The organism is Exiguobacterium alkaliphilum (assembly GCF_018138125.1).
Classification (GTDB): domain Bacteria; phylum Bacillota; class Bacilli; order Exiguobacteriales; family Exiguobacteriaceae; genus Exiguobacterium; species Exiguobacterium alkaliphilum.
Genome location: NZ_CP073103.1, coordinates 41,914 through 66,800, shown reverse-complemented (window position 1 = coordinate 66,800; position 24,887 = coordinate 41,914). Strand labels below are relative to the sequence as shown.

At 35.7% G+C, this 24,887-nt stretch carries 19 protein-coding genes and 1 pseudogene; 10 read left to right on the top strand and 10 right to left on the bottom strand.

The genetic code is table 11. The annotated features are described in order from the left end of the window. Positions 1-15: 15 nt before the first annotated feature. Positions 16-933, top strand: a complete 918-nt coding sequence (locus tag KB235_RS15565; protein WP_211781064.1) for a hypothetical protein — start codon at positions 16-18, stop codon at positions 931-933. Between the two features lie 151 nt (positions 934-1,084). On the opposite strand, the pseudogene KB235_RS15735 reads toward KB235_RS15565, so the two are convergent. From KB235_RS15735 to KB235_RS15540, 5 genes and pseudogenes are all read right to left on the bottom strand, one after another. Beyond that, positions 1,085-1,442 (bottom strand): annotated as a pseudogene (locus KB235_RS15735) (IS3 family transposase); the annotation flags it as partial. A 244-nt stretch (positions 1,443-1,686) separates the two neighbouring features. After that, on the bottom strand, positions 1,687-2,562 hold the full coding sequence (locus KB235_RS15555; protein ID WP_211781062.1) for a methyltransferase domain-containing protein: 876 nt from the start codon (positions 2,560-2,562) through the stop codon (positions 1,687-1,689). Continuing rightward, positions 2,559-3,785 carry an MFS transporter gene (locus KB235_RS15550; RefSeq protein ID WP_211781061.1) on the bottom strand — a complete coding sequence of 409 codons (1,227 nt, stop codon included), beginning with the start codon at positions 3,783-3,785 and terminating at the stop codon, positions 2,559-2,561. The genes KB235_RS15555 and KB235_RS15550 overlap by 4 nt, the downstream gene beginning before the upstream one ends. Next, entirely contained in the window at positions 3,754-4,767 is a 1,014-nt protein-coding gene (locus KB235_RS15545; protein ID WP_211781060.1) for an AAA family ATPase, read from the bottom strand. Before KB235_RS15545 ends, KB235_RS15550 begins: the two co-directional genes overlap by 32 nt. Then, entirely contained in the window at positions 4,757-5,812 is a 1,056-nt protein-coding gene (locus tag KB235_RS15540) for a HesA/MoeB/ThiF family protein (RefSeq protein WP_211781059.1), read from the bottom strand. The genes KB235_RS15545 and KB235_RS15540 overlap by 11 nt, the downstream gene beginning before the upstream one ends. 531 nt (positions 5,813-6,343) lie before the next feature. Between KB235_RS15540 and KB235_RS15535 the strand changes: the two genes are divergently transcribed. Further along, positions 6,344-7,479 (top strand): IS3 family transposase gene (locus KB235_RS15535; protein WP_211781058.1). Its coding sequence is split into 2 segments (ribosomal slippage): positions 6,344-6,569 and positions 6,569-7,479, totalling 1,137 coding nucleotides; the frame shifts between segments, so codons are not numbered across the junction. Between the two features lie 425 nt (positions 7,480-7,904). Here KB235_RS15535 and KB235_RS15530 read toward each other — a convergent pair. Next, on the bottom strand, positions 7,905-8,219 hold the full coding sequence (locus tag KB235_RS15530; RefSeq protein WP_211781057.1) for a type II toxin-antitoxin system RelE/ParE family toxin: 315 nt from the start codon (positions 8,217-8,219) through the stop codon (positions 7,905-7,907). Between the two features lie 6 nt (positions 8,220-8,225). Next, positions 8,226-8,564 carry an AbrB/MazE/SpoVT family DNA-binding domain-containing protein gene (locus tag KB235_RS15525; RefSeq protein WP_211781056.1) on the bottom strand — a complete coding sequence of 113 codons (339 nt, stop codon included), beginning with the start codon at positions 8,562-8,564 and terminating at the stop codon, positions 8,226-8,228. 369 nt (positions 8,565-8,933) lie between these two features. On the opposite strand from KB235_RS15525, the gene KB235_RS15520 reads away from it, so the two are divergent. The 3 genes from KB235_RS15520 to KB235_RS15510 all read left to right on the top strand — a co-directional run bounded on the left by KB235_RS15520 (position 8,934) and on the right by KB235_RS15510 (position 13,884). Further along, on the top strand, positions 8,934-10,865 hold the full coding sequence (locus KB235_RS15520) for an AAA family ATPase (RefSeq protein WP_211781055.1): 1,932 nt from the start codon (positions 8,934-8,936) through the stop codon (positions 10,863-10,865). A gap of 253 nt (positions 10,866-11,118) precedes the next feature. Then, positions 11,119-12,144 (top strand): tyrosine-type recombinase/integrase, encoded by a 1,026-nt coding sequence (locus tag KB235_RS15515; protein WP_211781054.1) that lies wholly within the window; start codon positions 11,119-11,121, stop codon positions 12,142-12,144. Between the two features lie 849 nt (positions 12,145-12,993). Next, entirely contained in the window at positions 12,994-13,884 is an 891-nt protein-coding gene (locus KB235_RS15510) for a helix-turn-helix domain-containing protein (protein WP_211781053.1), read from the top strand. 4 nt (positions 13,885-13,888) lie between these two features. Here KB235_RS15510 and KB235_RS15505 read toward each other — a convergent pair whose 3' ends face one another. From KB235_RS15505 to KB235_RS15495, 3 genes are read right to left on the bottom strand one after another with little or no spacing between them, the layout of a single operon-like run. Next, the gene (locus KB235_RS15505; protein WP_211781052.1) at positions 13,889-14,527 is read right to left on the bottom strand and encodes an O-methyltransferase; all 639 of its coding nucleotides are present in this window, start codon (positions 14,525-14,527) and stop codon (positions 13,889-13,891) included. A 1-nt stretch (position 14,528) separates the two neighbouring features. After that, entirely contained in the window at positions 14,529-14,783 is a 255-nt protein-coding gene (locus tag KB235_RS15500) for a hypothetical protein (protein WP_211781051.1), read from the bottom strand. Then, on the bottom strand, positions 14,777-15,883 hold the full coding sequence (locus KB235_RS15495; protein WP_211781050.1) for a ThiF family adenylyltransferase: 1,107 nt from the start codon (positions 15,881-15,883) through the stop codon (positions 14,777-14,779). Before KB235_RS15495 ends, KB235_RS15500 begins: the two co-directional genes overlap by 7 nt. A 510-nt stretch (positions 15,884-16,393) precedes the next feature. Here KB235_RS15495 and KB235_RS15490 point away from each other — a divergent pair. The 5 genes from KB235_RS15490 to KB235_RS15470 all read left to right on the top strand — a co-directional run bounded on the left by KB235_RS15490 (position 16,394) and on the right by KB235_RS15470 (position 24,822). Beyond that, the gene (locus KB235_RS15490; protein WP_211781049.1) at positions 16,394-18,151 is read left to right on the top strand and encodes a tetratricopeptide repeat protein; all 1,758 of its coding nucleotides are present in this window, start codon (positions 16,394-16,396) and stop codon (positions 18,149-18,151) included. After that, positions 18,144-19,415: an MFS transporter gene (locus KB235_RS15485; protein WP_211781048.1), complete on the top strand. Its 1,272-nt coding sequence runs from the start codon at positions 18,144-18,146 to the stop codon at positions 19,413-19,415. The genes KB235_RS15490 and KB235_RS15485 overlap by 8 nt, the downstream gene beginning before the upstream one ends. 1,127 nt (positions 19,416-20,542) lie before the next feature. Next, entirely contained in the window at positions 20,543-21,979 is a 1,437-nt protein-coding gene (locus KB235_RS15480; protein ID WP_211781047.1) for a hypothetical protein, read from the top strand. Positions 21,980-22,832: 853 nt separating this feature from the next. Beyond that, positions 22,833-23,900 (top strand): hypothetical protein, encoded by a 1,068-nt coding sequence (locus tag KB235_RS15475; protein ID WP_211781046.1) that lies wholly within the window; start codon positions 22,833-22,835, stop codon positions 23,898-23,900. Positions 23,901-24,489: 589 nt separating this feature from the next. Continuing rightward, complete coding sequence (locus KB235_RS15470; protein ID WP_211781045.1) at positions 24,490-24,822, top strand: hypothetical protein; 333 nt, start codon at positions 24,490-24,492, stop codon at positions 24,820-24,822. The last annotated feature ends 65 nt before the right edge of the window (positions 24,823-24,887 follow it).

Sequence of the window (24,887 nt, the reverse complement as noted above, 5' to 3'; positions counted from 1 at the left end):
AAGGTAGGGATAACAATGGTTGACTATAATCAAGCAAGAAAGAGAAATCTAATTATTAAAATTACTAAGTCGGTGTATGAAGATGACTTTAATATAGAGACACCTGTTGATGATGAGATTTTTAAATCAAGTTTTTATTTTACAAATGCTGATGTAATAGACTTTAAAGATCAGCTCGTAAATGGTACTCATCTTTCTGATAGTGTAAAACAGAAGATTCAAGAATATGTTTCACATATAAATAATGCAAAATCTGAAAATGACATAAATTCTTTAAATGAAGAATTTGAAAGTCTTTACTTTAAAATGAAAGAACACTTTAGATTCACAAAGAAAGTTTCAGATGAAGATTACGAACGATTATTGGCACGTGCAGTAGAGATTTCGAGTATACTTCATTGGGCTTTTTTACCTTTATACGAAGAGCAGTTTCTTCAGAACACTGGATTAATACCGGAAGATAATCTTAATGAATACTATAACCATTTTCATGCTATAGAAGATTTATATAGGTGGATAATTGGAAATAAGGATTGGAAAAGTACTCAGGGTGATATAAATCTAAATAAAAATATGAGATTTAGAGTATATTCTAGCCGATGGGGGCATGACGATTCTTATCAAGTTGTGAGAACTATTAGAGGGTGGCAATTTACACATCTTTCATACAATAATGTAGAATGCAGACCTAATGCCACTTCGATAAACACTAATGATAATACCGGAGGTTTATTTAGTATATTTGCCCAAGATTCAATTCAAGCTGACTTAGACGGTGTTAAATATGCTTTTGAGGTCTTATGGAATGAAGCAAATACTACTGAAATGAATATAGAAGATGTACAAAGAAAATTGGATGAAATTTCAAATTGGATTGAAAAAATCGAAAGAGCAGTTAAGGAAGGACAACCTGATTGGGTTGGATATTATTAATCAAAGTAGACAGTATTTTAACGTTGGGAAATCGAATTCAAATAAATCACCACTTAAAAAAACAGATGATACACTTCCCAATTAGCAATTAAGTAGACAGATTAAATAACAAATCGGTTTATCTATTTTAAGTTAGACACGGTTATTCCATCTAGGCTGCGTGAAGGAACTGGGTCCGGTATTGCACCGGACTCAGTTTTAAATTTGCCTCGATTCGTCGTGTGTTGTAATAGTCTATACAGTTACCAAGCTCGTTTTTGAAATGATCGATATTCTCAGAACGCTTAAGATAAAGGAGTTCGGATTTCATGATTCCACATCATTGCGTTGTCATGACAGTTCCCTTTGAGGGACATGCTATGCACGCTCCCTCTCTTTGAGGGTATGTAGGGAGTGATTGCCATCCCTGATCGGAATGGATCAGGAGCTGATGCCCCTGAGGCAATTTGGACAAAGCGCTCTCCAATATCTCTGAGTTCAGTGAATACGTCGGTCTTGAGCCGATGGTACAGGATGTTGTCTGCGACCTTCCCTATCGTCTCCCAATATAATTTGTATTTTTTCAAGCGCAAGAGACAGTTCAACCCCAGTGCTTTCATGATGATTACGGCCTATATCTTTAAAATCAAGACATTGGCCGTTAAATTTAAAACTTGATTCGATTATTAATCTTATCGACTTATGTCAAAAATAAATAGTCTATTTGTAGATTTTTTAAAACCATATTGTATATAATACGGTTCTAATTTAGTTTTACTTTATTTTCCCTGAAATTATATTCATACCAGCTGGAATTTCGTAGTGACCATCTTCATATTGATAGACTTTGAAAGAATCGACAAGTAGCAATTTCTCTTCTTCCGTATTTAACTTTCCTTTTAAATGTAGACTAGAAAAATAATTAATAAGATGTTCTGTATTTTTTAATTCAACATATCCATTTTTATAAATGCATTTATAGTTTATAGTCTTCAATGAATTTAATGCTTTTTGAAAAACTTTGAAAGTATATCCTCTGTCATAATACGGAAATGGGAGCTCCTTCTGTAATATCCTTGTCACGTAAGATTGTTCTACTGAATACGCATCAAAATAAAAGAACAAGAATTCTGTGCCTGATTTAAGATTTGAAAAAAGCTTGATAACTTGTTGAATGGCACTCTCTTCGGCGGACTTTAAATCTTGATAAGGATGTACTTCACCTGTTTCAAAATTCGTGTATTCAAAAAAGCTTAAGATTGAATAATTAAAGGCCCAAAAACTACCTACAAAGTCATACTTATTTAATTCTTCTGAGTTATTATCAATAAATGAATTAATATCTTGGACGACAAAAGAATATTTTGAATCAGGAAGCTTTTTAGTAATTCGACTTATCATGCTTTGACTTATATCAATACCTTTATACTCGTCCGAAAGAGGTCCAAGGTATTTTGTGACTCTACCGGTCCCCACGCCTAATTCTAAAGTGGATGAATACTTACGATCACCAATTGTTTGTTGAATAAATTCTGTTTCTTCAATGTATTTTTTGCTTTCATCATCAAAGAAATAATACTCTGGAAGAAATTTATCGTAATCACTGGCAGTATTAACGGCCAAGTATTTACTGTTTTCATAAAAAGTCATGATATTCGCTCCTTGATACTTTGATTTTTTAATACCACTAATAAAACGAGTCCTAATAACATTCCACTAGCTATGAACATTTTTTGTACTCCTAAAGATTCGATGAAATAATTGTTAATCATTAAAACGAAAATAACAGAAATTTCAGTAGTAAAATCGATTAGTGAAAGAACTTTAGATTTATTATTTTGTGATATTAATGCTTTATTTTGTTCAGCATGGACCGAACTAGTGAAAATCCCTGTACCTATTTCAAATAAAATGAACAAGATTAGACTAAACATTTTATAGTCTATCATTCCGATTCCCACTAAAGAAATTCCCATAACTAAAATAGAACTTAATAAGACTGTGCTATTTTCCAAATAATTAATTATTTTGACATATAGTTCGCTTCCTAGTATTACTGCTGACATCATTAAAGTGAATACTAATGTTAGATTAAAGCCCAGCTGTTGTACATAATATATCGACCAATAGATCAATACAAATTGAATTGCTGCTTCAAAAATGAGATTTGCTATTGAAATGTTCAAAAGTGGTCTATTGATTTTGAAATTCCGTAAATTGCTTAGGGCTAAGATTTTTTTAAGTTTTTTCTCTGAGGTTTTTTCAATTGATAAAATTTCGGATTTATTGTCTTTAAATCCTGAAATTTTTAACCAAAAGAAAATAATGAAAGGGTAAATTGATAAACCAATAATTGAAAAGTAGAGGGGGAAATCTATATTAACATTAAATAGACTTGTTCCAATATTTCCACCCAATAAAGTTGCTGCATTTAAAACAGTGGTGCGTCTTCCCATTGTTTGATTAGAAATAACTACACCTTTCTCTTCTTGCAAATCACTTACATAAGCTAATAATATTCCAGAGTTTAATGCTAAACCTATACCGTAAAGCCATTCTGCAATTGAAAATGAAACCAAAGTTGAAGAAGTTAAGATAATCCCAAAACTTATGGCCATAATCCAACTTGAAAGGGTTAGTACTTTTAGTCTTCCTATTTTGTCAGCCAAAATACCTGCTGGAATTAAACCCATTAGTATTCCGATGTTTTGGAAAGATTTTATAAAGCTAATATTATGTTCTTCGATACCACTTGCGGAATAATAAATCGAAAATACTCCTGACATTCCAGATCTAAAAAAAGCTAATAACCCTACAAAAACTAAATAGGTTAGGGCAATTTTAGTTGCTATATTGAGTTTCTTTTTGTTCATAGAAAGCCTTTGCTATAATTTCATTTATGGTAGTCTTACCATGAAATTTTTCGGTGGCATCGAATAAATCTAAAAAGTCAATGAGTTTATCTGGATAATTCCGATTTGTTATATTATTTAATTGTTGAAATACGTTTTCGAAATCATCTATCGATAAAGAGTTAATTTGAAGTTCGTTCACAAGTTGCAAATAGATATTTTTTATTGTTTGCTTAGGCATGTTATCTAAATATATAATGTTAAATCTTCTTTCCAATGCTTTATCGGAAGCTATTATTTCATACTCATCTGTCGTTGTTGCACCAATGATTACTAAACTTGGGTCTGTAAGATAAGGTTTTATTAGGTCAGCAGCAGAAAATCCACCTTCTGCTTTTCCTCCAGATAAAAGAATATGAATTTCATCAATGAAAATAGCAATTCTTTTTTGTATCGCGATGTCTAAAAGCCGAGTTAGTTTCTCTTCAAAAGATCCTCTATATTTAGTATTAGATAAAACTCGATTTAATTCTAAAACAAAGATCTTTGTTTTAGAATTTGAAGCAAATTCTTGAACCAAACTTGTTTTTCCTACTCCGGGGTTTCCCACTATAATAAGATTATTTTTTATTTTTCTTGAAATAGAGAGTTTTAGAAATTCAAGTTCGCTTTCTCTTCCGATGAAAGCATGATTTTTCTGATTTTTTAAAAAATATCCTAATTCGTATAAGTCTTGAGGTACATCATCTGAAAATTGTTGATTAAATTTAAATATATCTTGCTTTATATATTTAATATCTGAATCACTCTGAATCAGGTAATCAAGAAAGCTTTCAAGATTTTGTGTGATTTTGAAGTCGTTGGTATACTGTTGAGCTTTTGCAATTGCAAACTCAAGTTTTTTCTTCGAATATTTAATAGGTGCCTCATTTTCTAGTTCTTCAAATACTTCTGTAAGAAGTATTTTACTTAAAGTACTATTAAGATCAATTTTAAAGCTCATAATGTTCAATCTCCCAGGTCGCAGTATCTAATAAAATTCGTTTATCAATTACTGAAGATTGTGTATAACCGGTTATATATTTAACTATTTCGATTAAGGCCATTTTTGCAGCAATACCATTATACGGATCCATAATAGTAGGAAAAAATCTTTCGTTGATTTCTTTTACCTTTACATTATCAGCCACAAATTCGGTTTGAGGAATTAATTCGTGTAATCGTTTAGTTTTGTTAGGGATTATTAAGGGCCCAATAAATACTTTGCTAAAGTTAAAAGGAGCAAAAGTTAGCCATGGAGTATTATTTTTATAAGCGATTTCATCTGTAATATATTCGATTTCTCCTCTTGGTGTATCTGCCGCTAAAACAATAAAATCTACATCTGAAAGAAAATCGCTTACTTCGTCTAGATTGTCTCGATTCACAAACGTGTCTAAAGTTTTTACAGAAGTTTTTGGAGCACTAATCTGAAGTTGTTCTTTTGCTACTTCAACTTTTTTTCTACCAACCGCATGTTCGTGGTAAAGAATCTGTCTTGATGTATTACTTAGTTCAATGATGTCTCCTTCTACCAATTTTAATCCGCCAATACCCATTAACGATAACCCATGAGCTATATAAGAACCTACTCCACCGACACCAATAAGGCCTACAGTGGTTCCGCTCAAGATCTTCTGAAATTTGACACCATCTGACTGAGATAAACCAGGAAGTGTGCCAAAGTTTTTAATTTGTCGATCATATTTTTCATACGCTAATTCGTTAATTTGTTCATCGATTTCTTCATAGTCTTTCAGAATATTATGGCTTTTCCACGACTCTAATAGTTCTTTGAGATCTTCTTCGTCAATCAAATATCCTGTGTTCTGCAGATGCGAGGGTAGATGTTTCACTTCAATTTCGTTTTGAATTAACGTTAATAGTTCTAAATAAAAATCTGCATTATTATCGTATTCAACTCCAGGAGTTCCAGAAATAGAAAAATAGAGATGATTTTTTTTTGTTAAGTGAACTTGAAGATTCGGGTTAGTAATTAATAAACTCATATATGTATAACCTCCGAGGTGTAATAATTTCAAAATTAAAAATAACCCATTCTGCCGTGTCACATAATGAACAGCAACGGAAAGACAGAATGGGTACTAATTACATATTAACGTTCTGCGGCCATAGCCATCGCAGCGATTTTAGTTTGAGCAGAAACCGCTACAGGAGCTGAAACGTTAACCTTAACGAGGTTAGAAGTTTTCATATTAACACCTCCAATTATGTATTGTCCATTTAAATTACATTTTTGTAACCATTTGGACAATTACCAGTTTAGGAAAAGATACTTCATTTGTCAATAAATAAAAAGCTAAATGTATTTATATGCATCGCATTAACTATCGCACAGAGATTTGAACTTTACAATGAATGCTATTTTAATAATTAATAAATATCAATTAGTCTTGCTTCTGAAGCCAAAATCATAGGTATTTATTATATTTTATCTTGTTTAAGTGGATGTAATATAGAGTCATGGACATACTCACGCTAAGTTAGTAAACTAGCGAGAACGAGAGGACGTGTCCGACATGAGTCAAAAAAAGTACAATCAAGAGTTCAAACAAACAGTGGTGGAGCTTTATCGCTCTGGCCCTTCGGTCAATCAACTATCTAGCGAATATGGTGTATCAGAAGTGACAATTTATAAATGGATTAAACTACATTCTCCGATTGAAGGGACAAATGAGTTAACGGCAGCTGAAGTCGCTGCGATCCAGAAGGAAAATCTACGCTTAAAACAAGAGGTAGAGATTCTAAAAAAGGCTATGACCATATTCGCGCAAAAATAGATGACCAAGAATTGATTGACCACATTGAAAAAGAAAGCGAGCATCAGCCTGTTCAACTGATGTGTCGTGTATTAAAGGTGCCTAAAAGTACGTATTATCAATCATTTCATAAGCAGCCAAATAGCTATCATGTCGCCAATGAAAAGCTTTTAGCGCGCATTCGTGAAATCCACGCAGATAGTGATGGACGGTACGGAGCGCCTAAGATTTTCGCCCTTTTAAAGCAAGAAGGCTACACCGGCAGTATTGATCGCATTCAGCGCATTATGAAACACGCTGGCATCCGTTCGAACATCGTAAAAAAGTATAAACCGGCATCATCTAGTGCGCCCGTTGAAGAACGTGAAAACGTGCTCAATCAGGACTTCAAAACCGAAGCAATCAACGAAAAATGGGTGGGTGATATTACGTATATCCATACCGTTCAAGATGGCTGGTGCTATTTGGCATCGGTACAAGATTTACACACAAAAAAGATTGTCGGCTATAAGTTCGGTCGCCGTATGACGGTGGACCTTGTTTTAGACGCGCTCGAAAACGCTGTGCAGGCCCAACAACCCGCACCAGGCTTGATTTTGCATACCGATTTAGGGACGCAATCTACAAGTGAAGATTTTCGTAAAAAGCTCGAACAACATGGCATCACGCCTTCATACAGTCGCAAGGGCTGCCCGTATGACAATGCGTGTATGGAATCGTTCCATGCGACGTTGAAAAAAGAAGAAGTGTACCGCACGCGCTATGCCAATTTTGAAGCAGCTCGCATGGCGCTGTTTCGCTACATTGAAGGATGGTACAATCGCAAGCGCATTCATGGCAGCATTGGTTATTTATCACCGGATACTTTTGAAAAACTGTGCCGTGCCGCAGCATAAATTGGGGTGATTGAAATCCCCACCCAACATTTTTGTGTGGCAACATCCGTATCTTTTTCGCTCTACATTCCAAGTAGGCGGTCAAAGGCTCTTTCCACTTTGACGGGCTACTTGGAATGTGGAACAATCCATTCGGGATGTTGCCCAAAGAAAAAACTTAGGCAGAAGGTGTCCAAAGACTTGACGTAGATCCAGGCTGACGTGAGCGTGGGTAAGTAGGATAATCTCTGCATCAACAAAGTATTTTTGGTGTCCGAGTACAACAAAGAGCACAAGCAGTGCAAAATTCATCCTTTTAAATTTAAAAGTAAGTATCCTTGGTTAAAGTGTAATGAATCTACTTTATTATGTGTTATTAATTTTCCAAATTAAAAAAACGCTTAAGTCTAACTTCTACATCGACTCAAGCGCCTTTCATTAATGATTTATTTAGACTTTAAATATCTTTTCAATTCATGATAAAAGTTTTCTCGGGTTCCAGCTAAGATAACTACAATCAATTCCCCGTTATCTCCCATTTCAATGCTGTAGGCAATTTCATAGACGGTCCCCTTATGCCTAAAATCATATCCTCTGATGCCAGCCAAATCCCCTGTTTTAAATTCACCAATTTCAGGGTTGCTTACAATCTTTTGAAGATTTACTTTATACAGCTCACTAAGTTGTTTATCTTTCTTTTTTAACTTCATAAAATATTTTTTGGCTGCTGGATGAAATACAATTGGTACATTATCATTCAATTCAAATCAGTCCTCATCGTCATCTCCGAATAAATCATCTATTGATGTAGGCTTAGTGCTTGTTGCTTCCTTGATCATTTGTGAAATAGCCGGACGAATCATATTTTTACGGCGTTGAAATTCTTTCAAAATGTCGTTCCCTGTGAAGCCCTCTTGAATAACATCTGCTAATATTTCTTCTGAGAAATCATCCGTATGTGTTCTTACTGGTTTGATATTAATAACTCCGTCATTCAGTTCCATAATAATCTCTTTTTCAATACCGATCGCATCAAAGAATTCTTTTGGAATGGCGATTTGTCTTTTGCTGGAGACGGCAACCTTTTTTGTTTTCGTTGCTACCATGGTTTATCTCTCCTTTTTTCACTTTACCATTTTAATTTGTGTAATTTATTTTCGCTCGGCTTTTTCATTTGTTTGTTTTTTGTTGGCGGATTGTTTTGTTTTTTAATTTACAAACAGTAAGAATTCTTACTTCTTACTTATACTAACTATATACCACTTTCCTAACTAACTCAATCTTAGCGTATTAAATTAAATAATTCTTTAATCATTTCCAAACCCTTTGTGATTTAAATGATTAGAAATTTGCTCATATAACAATATTAAATAAGTAAAAAATAATACATTTTAAAAAACCACAAAGGATTAATTTCATAAAAGAAAGAATAACCATTTTAGAAACAAAAAAACAAGAAATTAGGTGACAACAAATTGAGGATTAAAGAATTTACCATTAAAAATTTTAAAAATATTGGACGGAGTGAAGAATGTAAAATTCGCATACCTACAGTTGATAGTGAAGGTTCTTCAGACTTCTTAACAATTATTGGAGAGAACAATATAGGCAAATCATCCTTGTTAGAAGCTTTAAAACTCTTCTTACCTGAAAATGATACTCCTAATACGCCGACTTTAAATATGTTTCCATTTAAAAATCTGCCTAACAATGACTCTGAAGCCATTGAAATAACTATTGTATTTAATGATTTTAATCAGGCAGATTATAATCATCATTTTATAAGGCCCTACATATACAATAACGAATTAGTTCTAAGACGCAGATGGATTGACGTAACTACAAGTGATTCAAATATACCTTTTGAAGTCTATAGTCCTGAACTTACTATTACGGAATTGAATAATGATAGAACATGGAACCAAGCAATATTTGATAATAAATCTCAAGAATTACGTGATCTACACACAAGATTTGTTGCTGAAAAAGAACTTTCTTCACCAACAATCCCTGCAAAGCTTAAAAATGAATTTACACGTTATGTTTATATGAATAATTCCGATTTAATAACAGAGGGCGATGTCCAATGGATGGACAATCCAAATGGTTTGTCTTCTAATATTCGATCAATTATGCCGAAAGTTATTTATGTACCTGCCGTTAAATTAATTGATGAGGAAGCGGACTCGAATAAAAACAAATCTGCTGCTAATCAAATAACTTCAGCGTTATTCGAACATCACTTAAATCAAACGCAAGAAATTCAAGAGTTCAGAAACTCATTAGATTCTTTGAAAACAATATTCAATGAAGGCACTAGACACGCGGAAGTACTAAATTTAGAAGATAAGCTAAGTCGCAAATTAAAAAGATTAATGGATATCGAAGCTAACGTAGATTTTGAAGTACCAGAAGTAATGCAAAAATTACATTTAAACTCTAACATATATTTAAAGCATAACAATTTAGTTACTCATCCCAACCAACAAGGTAACGGGGTACAGAGAATGTTAATACTTTCATTATTGGAATTGATGGCAGAACAACTCACCAACAATGCCTTAGACGATACTAATGATGCTTCACACGAAGGCGATGAGGCTATTTGGAAGAGAAGCTTTTTATTTTTAATTGAAGAACCTGAAATATACTTACATCCTCACTTACAGAGAAAAATGAGAGATTCATTAATTCAAATTTCAAAGCATCCTTTGGCCCAAGTGATTTGTACCTCACACTCAGAAAATTTTATTGACTTGGCTGACCGACACCAAGGAATAGTTTTGATGCAAAAAAATATTGATCAAGGCACAACAATTAAGCAGGTGGAGAACAATATATTTAATGGTGAAACAGCTATAGAAAAGCGCAATAGAATGCGTATGCTATTAAATTTTAATACCTCAACATTAGAAACTTTTTTCGCTAAAAGAATAATTCTTGTGGAAGGTGATTGCGAAGTAGCAAGCATTTCAGCTATTAAAAATAAAATTCAAGAAAGGAAACCTGAAATTAAAGAACAACTCGAAAACATCTTAAGAGAAGTGTCTGTTATCCCTTGTAATGGAAAGTTAACTCAGAAAGCATATTATGAAGTTTTATCACATTTTGGAATCCAACCGCACCTTATCCATGATTTAGATTCTCAAAGTTCTAACGAAGGAAATAACCTTAGCATTTTAAATTTGATAGGGTCTGAATCTTTACGCCTTACGCATCAACCCAATTTTGAGGAAGATATCTTTAATGAAACATGGACTTCTGATAAACCATGGAAAGCCACCACACTGATTTATGAAAACTTCGATTTATATCAAGAAAAACTAATGAGATTTTTTAAATTTGTTATTGGTGAAGATAACTATATTTCCTTGAATTTAGACACTGAAATATCTATCACCAACTAATTAGATATTTAGAATCATTTAATTTAAATGATTCTAAATATCTTTTAATTAACTTGTGATAATATAAGGTTATCACAAGTTAAGGATTATTATTTGATGTATATGTTAATGACGTATTACTTTATAGTCACTAAAAATAGATATAATAATCATTGTATTTTTAATGAAATACATACGTATTACATTAAAAAGACCTTGATACTATTCATATGTTTCATTTTTTATGAAAATTGATTAGAAAAGAGGAAGAAGCATGGAGATCAAGAAAAAGCAGCAGGCGTTCGAAGTGGCATTGCGAGAATTGACCGGGGCGAATCCTAAATTAGCCGAGGCGCTGAAAAAGGACCATATCGATCTCGATACGTTAACTGACATCGAAGTGATTGAATTGTTCTGGGCAACGGAATTATTCCCAATCTACGCTGATAAGAGTCCGCACACGCGTCGTGCCTATAAGCAAGATCTCGAGTTCGTTCTCAGTTTTGTGATGACCAATACCGAAGGTCTAAAGCGCTTAACCGTTCTAGATATTCATCGTTATTTGTTTGACGTAAACGAGCAATATTCACCTCGCACGGCACAACGCAAGAACAATATGTTAAAGCGTCTCTTAACTTACCTTCATATCAATCAATATCATCAACACAACTTAGCTTTCCATGTAAAAAATCAAAAGCGACCAGAACCCCTTCGTCGAGAAGTTGATTTTGAAGAGATTGAACGCATTGCTGAATCATTTCGTTATACGGTTCAACGAGCACAAAAAAAGGAACTCATAGAGCTCCGAAATGAAACCATTGGCTATTTGTTGTTGACGACTGGGATGCGTGCTTCAGAGCTTCTCACTGTGAAATTTAGTGATGTTAAACGGAATCAACACACCTTCTACCTCGGTGTCAAGGGAAAACGTGATAAATGGCGTCGAATCCCACTCACCGAAAAAGCCAGTCACCTGATCAATCGATTGCAGACACTCATGATGATCGAAGAAGAGGATTCTCAATTCATCGCTTTCAGCACGAAGAAGACAGGAGATGCGATGACATATGAAGCACTCCGTCTGATGACTCATAAGGCTGTGGAGTTCGTAGCAGTAGAGAATAGTAATCCTCCCCACTGGTTCCGTCGTGCTTATATCACGAAACTTCTTAGCAATGGTAGTCCACTCATTGGGGTCATGCAATTAGTCGGTCACGAATCGATAGGTACGACGAATGGATATTTACAAACTATTAATCGATTATCGAATATATCGAATGCTGAATTACCGTTTGAATAACTCTATTTTTGATCTGCTTTATCCTCAATAATCATGAGCAGATAAGATGTCATAATGATTTATAGCTATTTTACCTTACTTTATAATTGTGTTTTCGTTTTATTTATAAAGGTTGTTAAATATAAAATCAAAGAAGATGGTTAGTAGATTGTACTTCTCACTCTATTTCTTTCATAAAATAGTAAAGTAAAAGATACCTTGTCCATTTTTTATGGAAAGGCATCCTTCACTATTAATTTTTGATTCAGATTAAATCTCTATTTTGTTATAGGCCCGTTTCGAAGAAATAAAAATTTAGAACAACATCATTATACCTGCAAATGTCGAAATTCTTAAATGCTAAGCCACTCAGGAACATCAGATGTAGAAGCACTTAAGGGCGAGTGGAGAGATTTCTAGCTTCAGCAGACGGTCAGACAGGTCTATCAACCGCGTTTCCAAAGAAACGATGTCTTTCAAAAAAAATTCAAGGACATCGTCGGGCAGACCGGGGCCCACGGCTTCATTTCAAGACAAATCATGATCACAGGCTACATGTATCGGACCCGAAAGCTTAAGAGTTACTTTTGGCTCGGCCACCGCGCGGTCTACAAAAGAAAGATAAAACTTCATCATCGACGCCTACGTCGTTCCAAGAAAAGTTTATGACAGCATCTTCAGTAGTTCTTTAATTAAACTTCGTAAGGCAGATCTGAAAATGTAGAAACCTCCGTGTTTTTATAAGCTGGTTCTGAAAATGTTGGAGCGGTTGTAAAAAAACTAAAAATTACGATAATCGATACAATGGATTTTAATGTATTCATTTAGTATATTAACTCCTAGATTAAATTATTTGGTGGTGTTTTAAGGATGCAGTTGGAGAAGCTAGGTTCCGAAATAAGTTCTTTAAGAAAAGAATTAGGGATCTCACAAAAACTATTGTGTGAAGATATTTGCACCCAGCCCACGATTAGTCTTATCGAACGAGGCGAAATGTTGCCCGGGTTGGATATCATCTACAAAATATCTTTGAAGCTTAAGAAACCTTTAAGCTATTTTCTTAATATTATGTTCGAAAATAATTACGAATATGTTCACGAGATGATTGTGTACATCGAGGAGCAATCTTTGTCTCAGCGATTTGATATTGTATATGAAATGGTAGCCAAAGAATTAGAACAGGTTTCGGAAAAGAATAACCCTTGGTTCTACCACTTTCTGCAATGGCAGCATACGCTCTGTCTTTTCTTTCTGAAAAAAAACAACAGTACAGCTACAACCATCAAGTTAAAAGCTTTGCTGGCTCGGGAGTACAATCTAATTCTAAGCAAAGATTTTCTTCGCGAGCGTATTCTGAACTCGCTTGCTTTTATTTATGCACTGGAAAAAAACTACGACCTATCCATTTATTACTATGAAAAAATTGATTTTACCGAAACATACTCTTCTTCGCCAAGACTGGATCCCAAAATTTACAGATTAAGAGTTCTGTATAATAAGGCGAAAACTCTCTATGACATGAAGCGCTATTCTGAAGCCATCCAAGTCATTGATGAAGGTATAGAAACTTCGCTCAAACTTGAAAACATGTCTCTGCTGGGTAATTTTTATTACTACAAAGGGCAATGTTGCGAGAAAACTGAAGAAAGTTTTGATGAAGCGAGTTTTTGTTACAAACAGGCTTTATTCTTCTTCTCTCTTTTAAAAAGAGAACTATATACAGACTTAGTAAAAAAACAAAAGGGCAGATTCTTAGTTTAAGTAGTTACTTTTTAATCGATATGGTAAGGCCGTCTTTTATAGGGATGAGGGCTGACTGCAGTTCAGAGCTATTATGAGTGTAAGTATTGTATTCTTTAATTATTTGAGTGCGCTGATCCGCATGCTCCCATCTGACCCGGCCTCCCCACATCGTATTATCCGCTATGATCATTCCGCCTTTTTTTACTTTAGGCAAGACTATTTTTAACGCTTCCATATAAAGCTCTTTATCCAAGTCAATAAAAACAATGTCGTATTCTTCCTCTGTATCTCGTGCAAAGGCCAGAGCATCGCCAACATGGAGTCTGACTTTATGCTGCAGATTTCCTTTCCTCAAGAACTCCTGCGCAGTCTTTGCATTTTCTTCTGATAAATCCGTATACGTTACCTTGCCTTCTTCAATCGACTCAGCAAACCAGAAAGTGCTGTACCCGATTGAAGATCCCAACTCTAAAATGTTTCGGGCTCCACTTATTTTTGTAAGAAGGCTTAAGAAGTTTCCTACTTCTGCGCTTGCTATCGGAGCATTGTGTGTAACAGCAAACTTTTCCATTTCTTTGATAATAGCGCTTCTGCTTTCTAGGTGAGAAAACAGGTATTTTCTTACGCCGGGTAGGCTTACGCTTTCAAGCATCAAATCCATATTATTCTACCTCCGTTGCAATTTTATATTGGGTTAAAACCTCACTGATATTATTCGGTTCGATTAAGTCCCCTCCAAGAGGATCAAATTGGAAAAACAGCATATCTGTCTCATGGCTCTCTGAATCCGAAATATAAATTAGGTACTGGCTGTCCCCTTCATGAAATACATCCATTAAAGTGAAATTCACCAATTCCTGCATTCCCATGTCTGCTTCAATTTTATTTAAAGCATCAAATCGGTTGTCTTCTAACATATTAATGACTCCTTTTTACTCCAACAGCTGCAGTTTTGATGTCGGCTTACTTCTTGATGTGTGACATCATTTGTGAAATGGTCAATCTGAACAATGTGGTTGAGAGATGCAATATTAGAATGGTTTATACCGGCCAGGAGTTTTATTAAATCAAAAGTCAGCATAGAAGCTAACAAGCTGGAATTAGCTAGAATACAGTCATTTTGCGCTCCGTATTTCCCGCTTAACAGTTGTATATATTTCTCTTTTGCTTCTTCAAACTGAAATATCTCCTGCTCTAAGCATTCGTAACAAGACGTAATGCCGGGAATGATTGTTTGAAACCGCGAAACATATTCGACCATATTAGAATACGACCAAATTGTGCCTGTTTTCATGCAGGCTGTATTGCACCACTGTAAAATTTTCAGGCTCGGTTGATCGGCAGCGCACAACAAGTAATCGCATTCATACTGCTCTAACATGCTTTCAATCTCACTGCTTGAATTCACTTTCTTATCAATTCCTATAAACTCAATTGAAGAATTAAACTCGGACAGTGCTCTTTGTGCAGCACTGACTTTTTTCATTCCTACATCTGCTTCCTTATAAAGAATTTGACGATTTAGATTCGAAATTTCAACTTCGTCATAATCGATTCCAATAATTTTTTTAACGCCGAATGATGCCAGATTATAGATGAGATTTGTTCCTGCGCCTCCTAACCCAATAATCATGACTGTAGAATCAACTATGTTCTGCAAATACTCGTATTTCTTATCTCCTTTTGCATCAAAGTTGGATAAAAAATTTAAATTTCTGCTCTGTCTTTCCTTATTTTCAATTTCCAGATCATTAGCAGCATCCTCCATTATGTATTCCACCTCAGAGAATTGCTGGATAATATTCATTAATTCCTCGGAAGAAATTTCATATCCTTCAGATTTTAAATTAGAATGGATGGATGCAAGATCGTTTGTGCCGTCGCAATAAAATAGAATGCTAGTAAACAAACCCTCTGTATCTTCAATTTCAATATTTGTATTTTCACAACTCCCAATTAAAATACCTTTATCGACGGGAACTGTCACAAGATGTTTTCTAATTCTTGGATATTTCAAGTTGTTTCCCCCTTAATAATTCCTGCACTTACTATTATCCATAAAAAGTATTATTTGTGTTTGAATATTAGTATCTTTATATTTATTTCCATAATGTTTGTTGTAAGTGGTTATTTTACAGAATATACTCATTTCATAACGTTAGAGGGAGGTCAAAACCATGAAAACTGTTGTCATTAAGAAGAACTCAGTTCGTGCTAAAGTCGTTCTCGGATACAACTAATACTTAACATTCTTAAGTCTTTTACTTATCTATTACATAAGGAGGCCGAAAACTATGAAGACTGTCGTCATTAAGAAGAACTCAGTTCGCGCTAAGGTTGTACTCGGATACAACTAATACTTAACATTCTTAAGTCATTCACTATCAACTGCATAAGGAGGCTGAAAACTATGAAAACTGTTGTCATCAAAAAGAACTCAGTTCGCGCTAAGGTTGTTCTTGGCTATAACTAAAAAAAAAGAAGAGCTTCTAGCTCTTCTTTTACTATATAAGGAGGCATACATACGATGAACAAAATCAATATCTCAGTAACATTTCAAAAAAACTCATTAGGATTTGAGAACCTTAAACCGTTGCTGGACTATTTATATCCTTATTATCTGGAAATGCGGTCAGAAATTGAATTGGCATTAGACTGGGAACATTCCCGTTATTTCTTCCCTGTTGACCGCGACGTCCAATCGCCGAAGCAGAGCATTACTTCCTCTGTAGGTTTTTCAGAGCGGATTCGATTCTATCAATTCAGCAAAGTGCAATATCCCGTATTTTTTTTATGCGATGTATTAGCGACGGTAGCAGAGAATCAGAATGATGACCGCCGGTTGGAAGTTTCTTTTTATAACCTGAAAGACACGAACGAAGCAGAAAGAATGTTTCTTAAAACATTAACTGAGCGGATACAAATTCAAAAGCCTAAAAATCTCGTTTTAAATTTTGAAAACAACGCAGATTATTTTTCTGCAACGAATGGCAAACGGGAATACCTTACGCAAGATCTTCACTGGGACTCAGCACTTATAAAAGAGAAGTTTCAGTTTTACATCAGCCTTGGAATGCATGAGGATGCCATTCGCTTGGGCAACCTTTATCTTCAGAGACATCCGGAAAATTATGAAATGCACATGTTTACCGGGCTTGCCTATGTATTATTTGATATGCCTGAGAAAGGAGAAGACAAATATCTTCATGTTCTCGAACATTCAAACGACCCGAAATTGATAGCAGATATTTATTACTGTCTTGCCATGTTGTACATGCGACACAACGACAAAAACAATCTGGATTTTGAAAAATCGCAACAGTACCTTGAACTCGGTAGAAAAACCATTCAGCATAACAAAGAAGCACTGGGATTGGACTATACATACCTTTTCGTCTTTAACAGAAATGGAAGAGCTTTGGCAGAATTTAAAAAAGGAAACTTTGAACTGGCTCATCAATATTGTGAAGATGGTCATCGGACCTTGTTTAAAGCATACGGGTCAGAACCTCATATACTGCACAGATCTGTGCTAATTTACAATTGCACATTGACAAGCAAGGCGCTCCGAAACGATTTGCAGACGAAATTGTATTATGATTTGCTGTTGACTATCGATCCCTATTATCCTGATTACTGGTATGACAAGTTTAAATTTGAAAGTCGGATTGGGGATCTTGAAAATGCCGAGTTCAGTATAAACCGGGCTCTCGAGCTGAATCCTTACAACTCTTCCTATTATATTGAAAAAGCCGAGTTCTTAACTCAATATGCTTATCCCCAGTCGGCAATTGAGGATAGTTATTCTAAGGCGCTTAAAATTAATCCCATGCATGAAGAAGCTTTGGTAAATTATTCAGCCTTTCTGCTGGAACACAACAAAAATGAGGCAGTAATTGAACTGTTAAGCAGCAGAAAAGCATTTCTCTCTGCTGATGCGAAAAGCAACTTAGCCCTGGCTTATTTAAACGTAGAGGATACAGACCGGGCGATTGCTTTATATGAAAGCTTATTAGCAGATGCACCAAAAGCTGACTGGCTGGCTAACCTCTCTGTTTGCTACTACTCTCAGCAACGTCATGGTGCAGCATTAAAGTCTATAAACGACGCTATGGAACATGATCCTGACAATCCGAGCTATATTTACAATAAAGCTTTTTTGCTGAAGGAATTGTATTCTATTGAAGAAGCCTCACGCTACATTCAGAAAGTAAAAGAAACGTATAAAGAAGAAAATTTTATTGAAGAGCTATCACAGCTTTTAGAGGAACCTGCTAATGTCTAAAATCTTAAATCAATTAAAAATTAATTCTGATTTTGTCAATCTGTTAAAAAACAACAGTGATTTCAACAAATTGTTCTGGGCCCGAACCTTATCACTGATTGGTACTCAGATGCAACGGTTCGGGCTGCCGTGGCTCGTCTATGAAATTTCTGGATCTGCAGCATTGATGGCTGTAAACTTTACTGTTTCTCTACTTCCAGGCCTGTTGTTCGGATTTACTGGAGGAGTAATAGCCGATCGCTATGACCGGAAGAAAATCATGTTCTGGGGAGATTTAATTGCAGCGGTCATTACCTTTTTGTATTTTATGACCTATCTGTTCTCCATTTCTGTAGGCGCATCCGGATTGTTTATTCTAACATTTATTCTTTCTAGTCTGGCCGCCTTGTATACTCCTTCCTTTGATGCTGCACTGCCTAACATTGTAGAAAAGAAAGACATTGTTAACGCCAACAGTTTATTTAATGTGGCAAGATCTTTTATTAGTTTGGGCGGGCCGATGGTTGCCGGTATTTTAATCGGTTTCATGGGACCATGGACTAATATCATGATAAATGCTGTCTCTTTTCTGATTTCCTCTCTGTTGATTTTGGCGATCAAACAGCAATTGAATGCTATTCAGATAAATGAGAAGAGCAGTATGCGGTCTGACTTTAACAACAGTTTGAGCTATATCAAAAACCAAACGTGGCTTTATTATGGTCTATTTATTACATTCGGCCTCTTTTTGGCCACAGGTAGCGTAGGCAGCCTGATTCAGTATTATCTTTTAGAAGTATTGAATGTAAAAGGGTTTATGTTCGGATTCTCCTTCACACTCTTTGAATTTATTCCAATGCTTCTAATGGGCATATATGCTCCGGTGTTAGCAAAGAAATATGAATACGAGACCTTGATCTTTTGGGGGACATTGATATTTGCTTTGAGTATTGTAGCGATGGGAGCGACTACTGTCTATGCAGCGGTTATACTTTCAGGTATGATTCTTAACGCTTCTGCAGTGCTAGTTCTAATCAGCTGGAATACGATGATTCAAGTTAGAGTGCCTAACCATATGCTCGGTAAAATATCAGGAGTGGCAATTACTATTCAATCGGTATCTTTGCCGATCGGCGGGGCTATTTCATCCCTGCTGGTGATTTACATCTCTGCTCAATGGACACTGATAACATTTGGCCTTCTAGCAGCATTAATTTCCTTGTCGACGCTTAGCACGCCTTTCCTGAAACCAGCAAAAAATGAAGAGAACATTAAAGCGGGCTAAGAGTAAGTGTAAGAATAACGCCATTAACAAATCTCAGCAAGCAGTTATATGCCATTTTTAGGTGTATTTACTGCTTGTTTTTATTTTTTGTGAAATCAGAATAGATATGAAAAAGCATATAAACATTTAATAGTATATTGACGAATCAGGTCGCAAAATAGGAGTGATTCGTCTTTTTTGTAGATTTTGATTTCTTGAGACGTTCTACCTCCATAGAATTCAAGAAATACTATGTGGACTTTCCTTTCAGTCCAACAGGTTGGCCAACTTCTTCATGTTTGTGGTGGCTACAACCAGATTGGTGTGCTGGTTCTTCATGATTTCTTTGTAAAAGGTGAAACTAAGACCCGCGGAGATTCTTCGCGTCGGTTCATTCGGCTAGATGAAAACTTCTCGAGGAGGGCAGAAACAGTACACAACAGTACACAATAGAGAAATCGATTAGGTGTTCGAACTTTCGACTTTCGGAAAAGGTGACCCTACGGGAGCAGCTGGTCTAACGTGATTTTTGGCGTGATACATCCGGGTTTCTCCTTTTGGATAACGAACAAACGTGGTATTTAACTTCTCGTTTCCCCGGTTTGGACCGATTCGGAGTATATACAGGGCTTTTTTTTGAGGCCATCCAAGGACGGCTTCTTGTGTTGCTCGCACAACGGCACATCGATTCCTGCTGGAAAGAAACTCAACGGGACTCAAATTGCGATGCGTTTCCGGGGTTGCCTCCGGAAAACAAGGGCGCCAGAAAGGTGAACAATATTATTCAAATTAGTAGCCCAGATGATTCTGTTCTCAATTTTAAGAATAGACGTTTTCTAGATCCCTGTTTTATTTTCTGTCAGTCAATATGTCTTCCTAAAACATATTTAATGTCTTTTGGATATCTAAATACTTCCCCTTTCATTTAGAAAATCATTATTGAATTTTCTCCATACAAATAAATAAAATAACCACGTGAATATATCTGTCTAACTAATTTCACATCGTGATTAACTTATTCTTTAGAAAGTATGCGCCGGCGCATACTTTTACGGTAATTGAAATAAATATTATTTAGAAAGATATTTAATTACAAAAGTATGCACTTTTACAAATGTGCTATATTTAGTGAAGAAGAGGTGATTAATATGGAGAACCATTCATCCTCCAACAGCCGCTCGCAACAACTCATTATTTCGCAAGCGGTTAATACAATTAAGCAGCATGGTATGGAGGAGATCCTCCATAGTGTATCCATTTTTGATATTCATGAATTTGTCTCAACGCTCTATCAGGAGCACTATGCGCTTGAAAATATCGAAAGCGCCTATAAGAAAATTCGTTATTACTCTTTTATGAAACTAAAACGTCGCTGGGTAAAAACAGCTGTGCGAAATTATCAAGAGAATCGTGGTTATAACAAAGAACTGCGAGCCAAACACGATATGATCTCAGCTTATGTAAAAGTTGCAGGTTTTGAAGGACTTTACAAAGAGTTTCACGTGAAAACAATTGAAGACTATATGAATCTCTGTATCACCGAGATTGAAGAGTGGGCAGAAGATCCAAATCAACTAATCCATACGTATCCGTACTGGTCTCAAAAAACTGTCAATCAAAAAACTACGACGTTAAAAACAGATGTGCTCATGATATTAGGGGAAGTTGCAAAGGAAATTGATTCAACCAAGCGTGTAGCACATCATTCACCAACACTTGCTGTTGATATTCCATTTTTCGGGATGTCTGATCGCATCAAAAATAAAACAGAGCAACTTGATGAGAAGCTCAATGATGCGTCACAACTTAATCTCGAGCTTTTGAACTACGACTCGGTCGTCCCGAAATATAAAGATGGCGTTCCACAGAATCTTTCTGTTTTGGTTAGTAAAGAGTTTATTCAAGAGTTAAATGGTAAAGTACCTGATCTAGATGCGAAAGATTTCGAGGCCTTTACCGAGATCTTGTCATACCGGGATATCTCGTTCCAAACGAGTCGCAAGATCATCTTTCCACTCGTTCAATTAGTTGAGAAACTCTATGCCAACAAGAGTGGAAAGAGCTATGACTTAACAACAAAACGCCTTATGAAACTGGGTTATTATCGAGTAGCTGGGCACAATGAAGAAGGCGATTTCTTTATCCGGGGCCTCTTTTCTTCCGTTACCATCAAGAACGCCACAACCCTTGCGGATAGTCAGGTCATCGTCACAGTAGCTGAAGAAGTGTATGATGATCTACTCAAGCAGCAAATCGTCAGTATCTACGGTGAACAGATTGAACAGTTGAAAGGGAGCTTTGCGTATCATTTGGCGTTCGTCCTTCAAAAAGAACGCATTGCGTCGCTTCAGACAGGGGAACAAAGTCCGGTTCGTCGGCATTGGCGTCAATTTACTTATTCGATTCGCTTCAATAAATCACGAAAGTCAGAGAACTTGCGGGAACTTGAAGCAAATCTTGATCGTATCAAGGAACATGAATTTATTTTGAAAGATTGGCATCGTTCGGGCGACTACTACTTCTTCACGTTTTACCCGCTCGAATCATGGGAGCTATTAAACCATCCTGATACATTGCTGCTTTAATAGAAACAAAACATAGAAGAAGCCTACTATATCGAAGGCTTCTTCTTTTTTTATGTTTGCTCTTTAGTCTATGTTTCACATGGAACGCTTTTTAGGTGGATTGATGAATTAATATAGGTGAACGCCAGCGTGTAACTATCAGCGCCATCCTTTCAAACTAGAATTAAGTGATGTGATCATATCATTTTTGTTACCCAGATGAATGAACTCTTCGTACTGAAATGACACTTATGAGTACTTTAGAAAGAACATTTTTACAAAATCGTTCGCTTTAGGGTGAAATGATTCGTAAAAGTGCGTACTGAAACGACATTATAATTGAATTTGGTCGCAAATTGCGTACTAAAATGACACGCCTCTTAATTTGGTCGCAGATCATCGTACTGAAACGACATTTAATTGGTTTTTGTCGCAATTTGTCGTACTGAAACGACACTTTTCAACTTTTTGATGAAAAACCAAAAAAATTTTAAGTGTCTGTCTCTTAAAAATGGTCGCAAATTATCGTACTGAAACCGCATTTTCGATTGTTTTGGTCGTGAATCGTCGTACTGAAACGACACTTTTATTAAAATGGTCGCAAACCGTCGTACTGAAACGACATTTTAACTACTTTTCGTATGAAATTTCTACTCTGAATCACTCTCAAATGGCTTTCTTAAGCAATTACTCCTAATTTGGTCGCAAACCATCGTACTGAAATGACACATTTTTATAGCTCTAAAATGGCTTAACATCAACGTTTCATCAAATTTGGTCGCGATAGATCGTACCAAACCCACACTTTGACACTATCTCGAAAGAACAAGATACTAAAACTAGCATATTTTAGGATAGAGGAGGTGTAGGGTACGTGGCTTACAAAAACCGTCACATTTTAGTTGCAAACAAACTACTCGTCGCGATGAGTGGCTTAACTCGTTGGACGAAACGAGCTGATCACTATCGCTATGAACAGCATCACTATAACATCCCTACATGCTTCACTTCTTTTAAGTGGACAAAGTCACGGATTCGCCATGTCCTTACACTTCTTTCTTATGCAGATGACCAAGGTAAGATTGAGTTTATGGAAGATACCGAGCTTGCTTCTTCCGCTCATACGTCTGTCCGTTCTTTACATAATAATTTAAAAACATTTGAGAGCCATGGCTTGTTACGGCTTGTCCGGCATTTCCCTGGAGTGCTCTCGATTGAACTAACCGATTATCTTGAGAATTATCGTGATCTTTATGTTGACGGAGCCTCTGTCGTTTCGAAGACCGGGTACACGTCTATTTGGCATGATCTTCTTTCCGAACTACTCATGCTTGATAACGTGAACGCTTTGCGCCTTGCGTTACGTACACTCGTACAAGTTGAAAAAGATATCCATGTTCAATCACATGACCAAGCCATCCTTACCTATGACGAGATCAAAGGCTTCTTGCCTAAATACTGTGGCCACAAACTTGCCATTCAAAAGATGATGGCTCGTTTGAAATTCCTTCAAGTGTCCCTTATAGAAGATAGCCGTCATTTCTTAAATGTGGTAAAGCAAAATCTCACGCTTAAAAAACGCGTTCAAGATATTTCGCGTCCAGTCCTCGTTAAATTGACATTAGACAAATCTCAAGACAGTAAAGTGATCCGAGAAGAAGAGCGTTCAGATGCTCAAATTGCTTGGTTCGAGTTGCGTAAGCGCGTTGGTGAGTTCTTCGATTTCGATGCACTAAAAGTAAGCCGTGAATCTCTCTACTCTATGAGTGATACGTTCGGTGCATCAGCGTTCCGTGAAGTCTTGGCTGACTTGAAACAAGCGTTTCTTCACCATCGTGAAGACTTAATTCATTCAAGTGAGCATCAACTCTTCTTCAAGGAGCCGATTCTTTACCTTCATCAACAACTAAAACATAAAGTTGAAAAATTGACGATCGCATGATGGTCTTTTTGGCATGCCTCATTTTGAAAAATTGTATGAAAGCATCCCGAATCTATATCCATTGTTGATTCATTCCATCAAAAGGCATCGTAAATGACCTGTGTTTCATAAGGTCATTTTTATTTTTTACATCTTCGGAAAAAAATCAAATACAATCGTTTTTATTTCAAATATATAGCGAATAAAATTGGCTGTTGGATATGATTTATCAAAAAGGAAATGAAAAAAAAATAGCCCCTTTGAATAAAAGAAACTATATCTGACATATTTACAATCTTCTTAATCTCTCGAAAACGTTGGTGTCAAAAGGATTTTCGGACTGTCATTTTTCCTAATTCTTTTAATCTATCTTTAATTCTTATTCATTCTATTTAATCTTTTTTATTTATAAGAATATGGTTTTGTATTCTTCTCTTAATCGATTAGATCTGAGCGCTTGATTACATATACATTCTCTAACGACTTAAATCATAGTAATCGTTCAAAAAACCGTTCATACAATATCATGAAGATGTCACATCCATGATGACTTAATCCTATATACCCCTCATACAATAAAGTATATATCATCTTTTAGGAGGTCTTTCCTATGAAACGAAGTATTCGCTATGATGTTGATTATGTATTCGCTGGTTTTGACAATACTGAAAAGTATGGACATTGGACATATCGTGATGAAATTACAGATTTAGAACTTAAAAATGCTGGAGAAAACATTGAGAATCTCGTATTTACGGGTCAAATGTTAGATGAAATTTTTGCAACTGAAATTTTCTATCAGTACGTGACAAAACTACTCGGTGCCCCTTGTGTCACCACTAATGCGATATTCGAACATTTACATAACGAAGATGACGGTGTCTATACACTAGGATCACTCTCTGTTTCGCTGATGGAACCAACCTATCAATTTGACATGTAATGTATACATCGTTAGAGCTACACGATGGTCTTAGCTTTTATTTGATGTCATCTTATCTATCGATG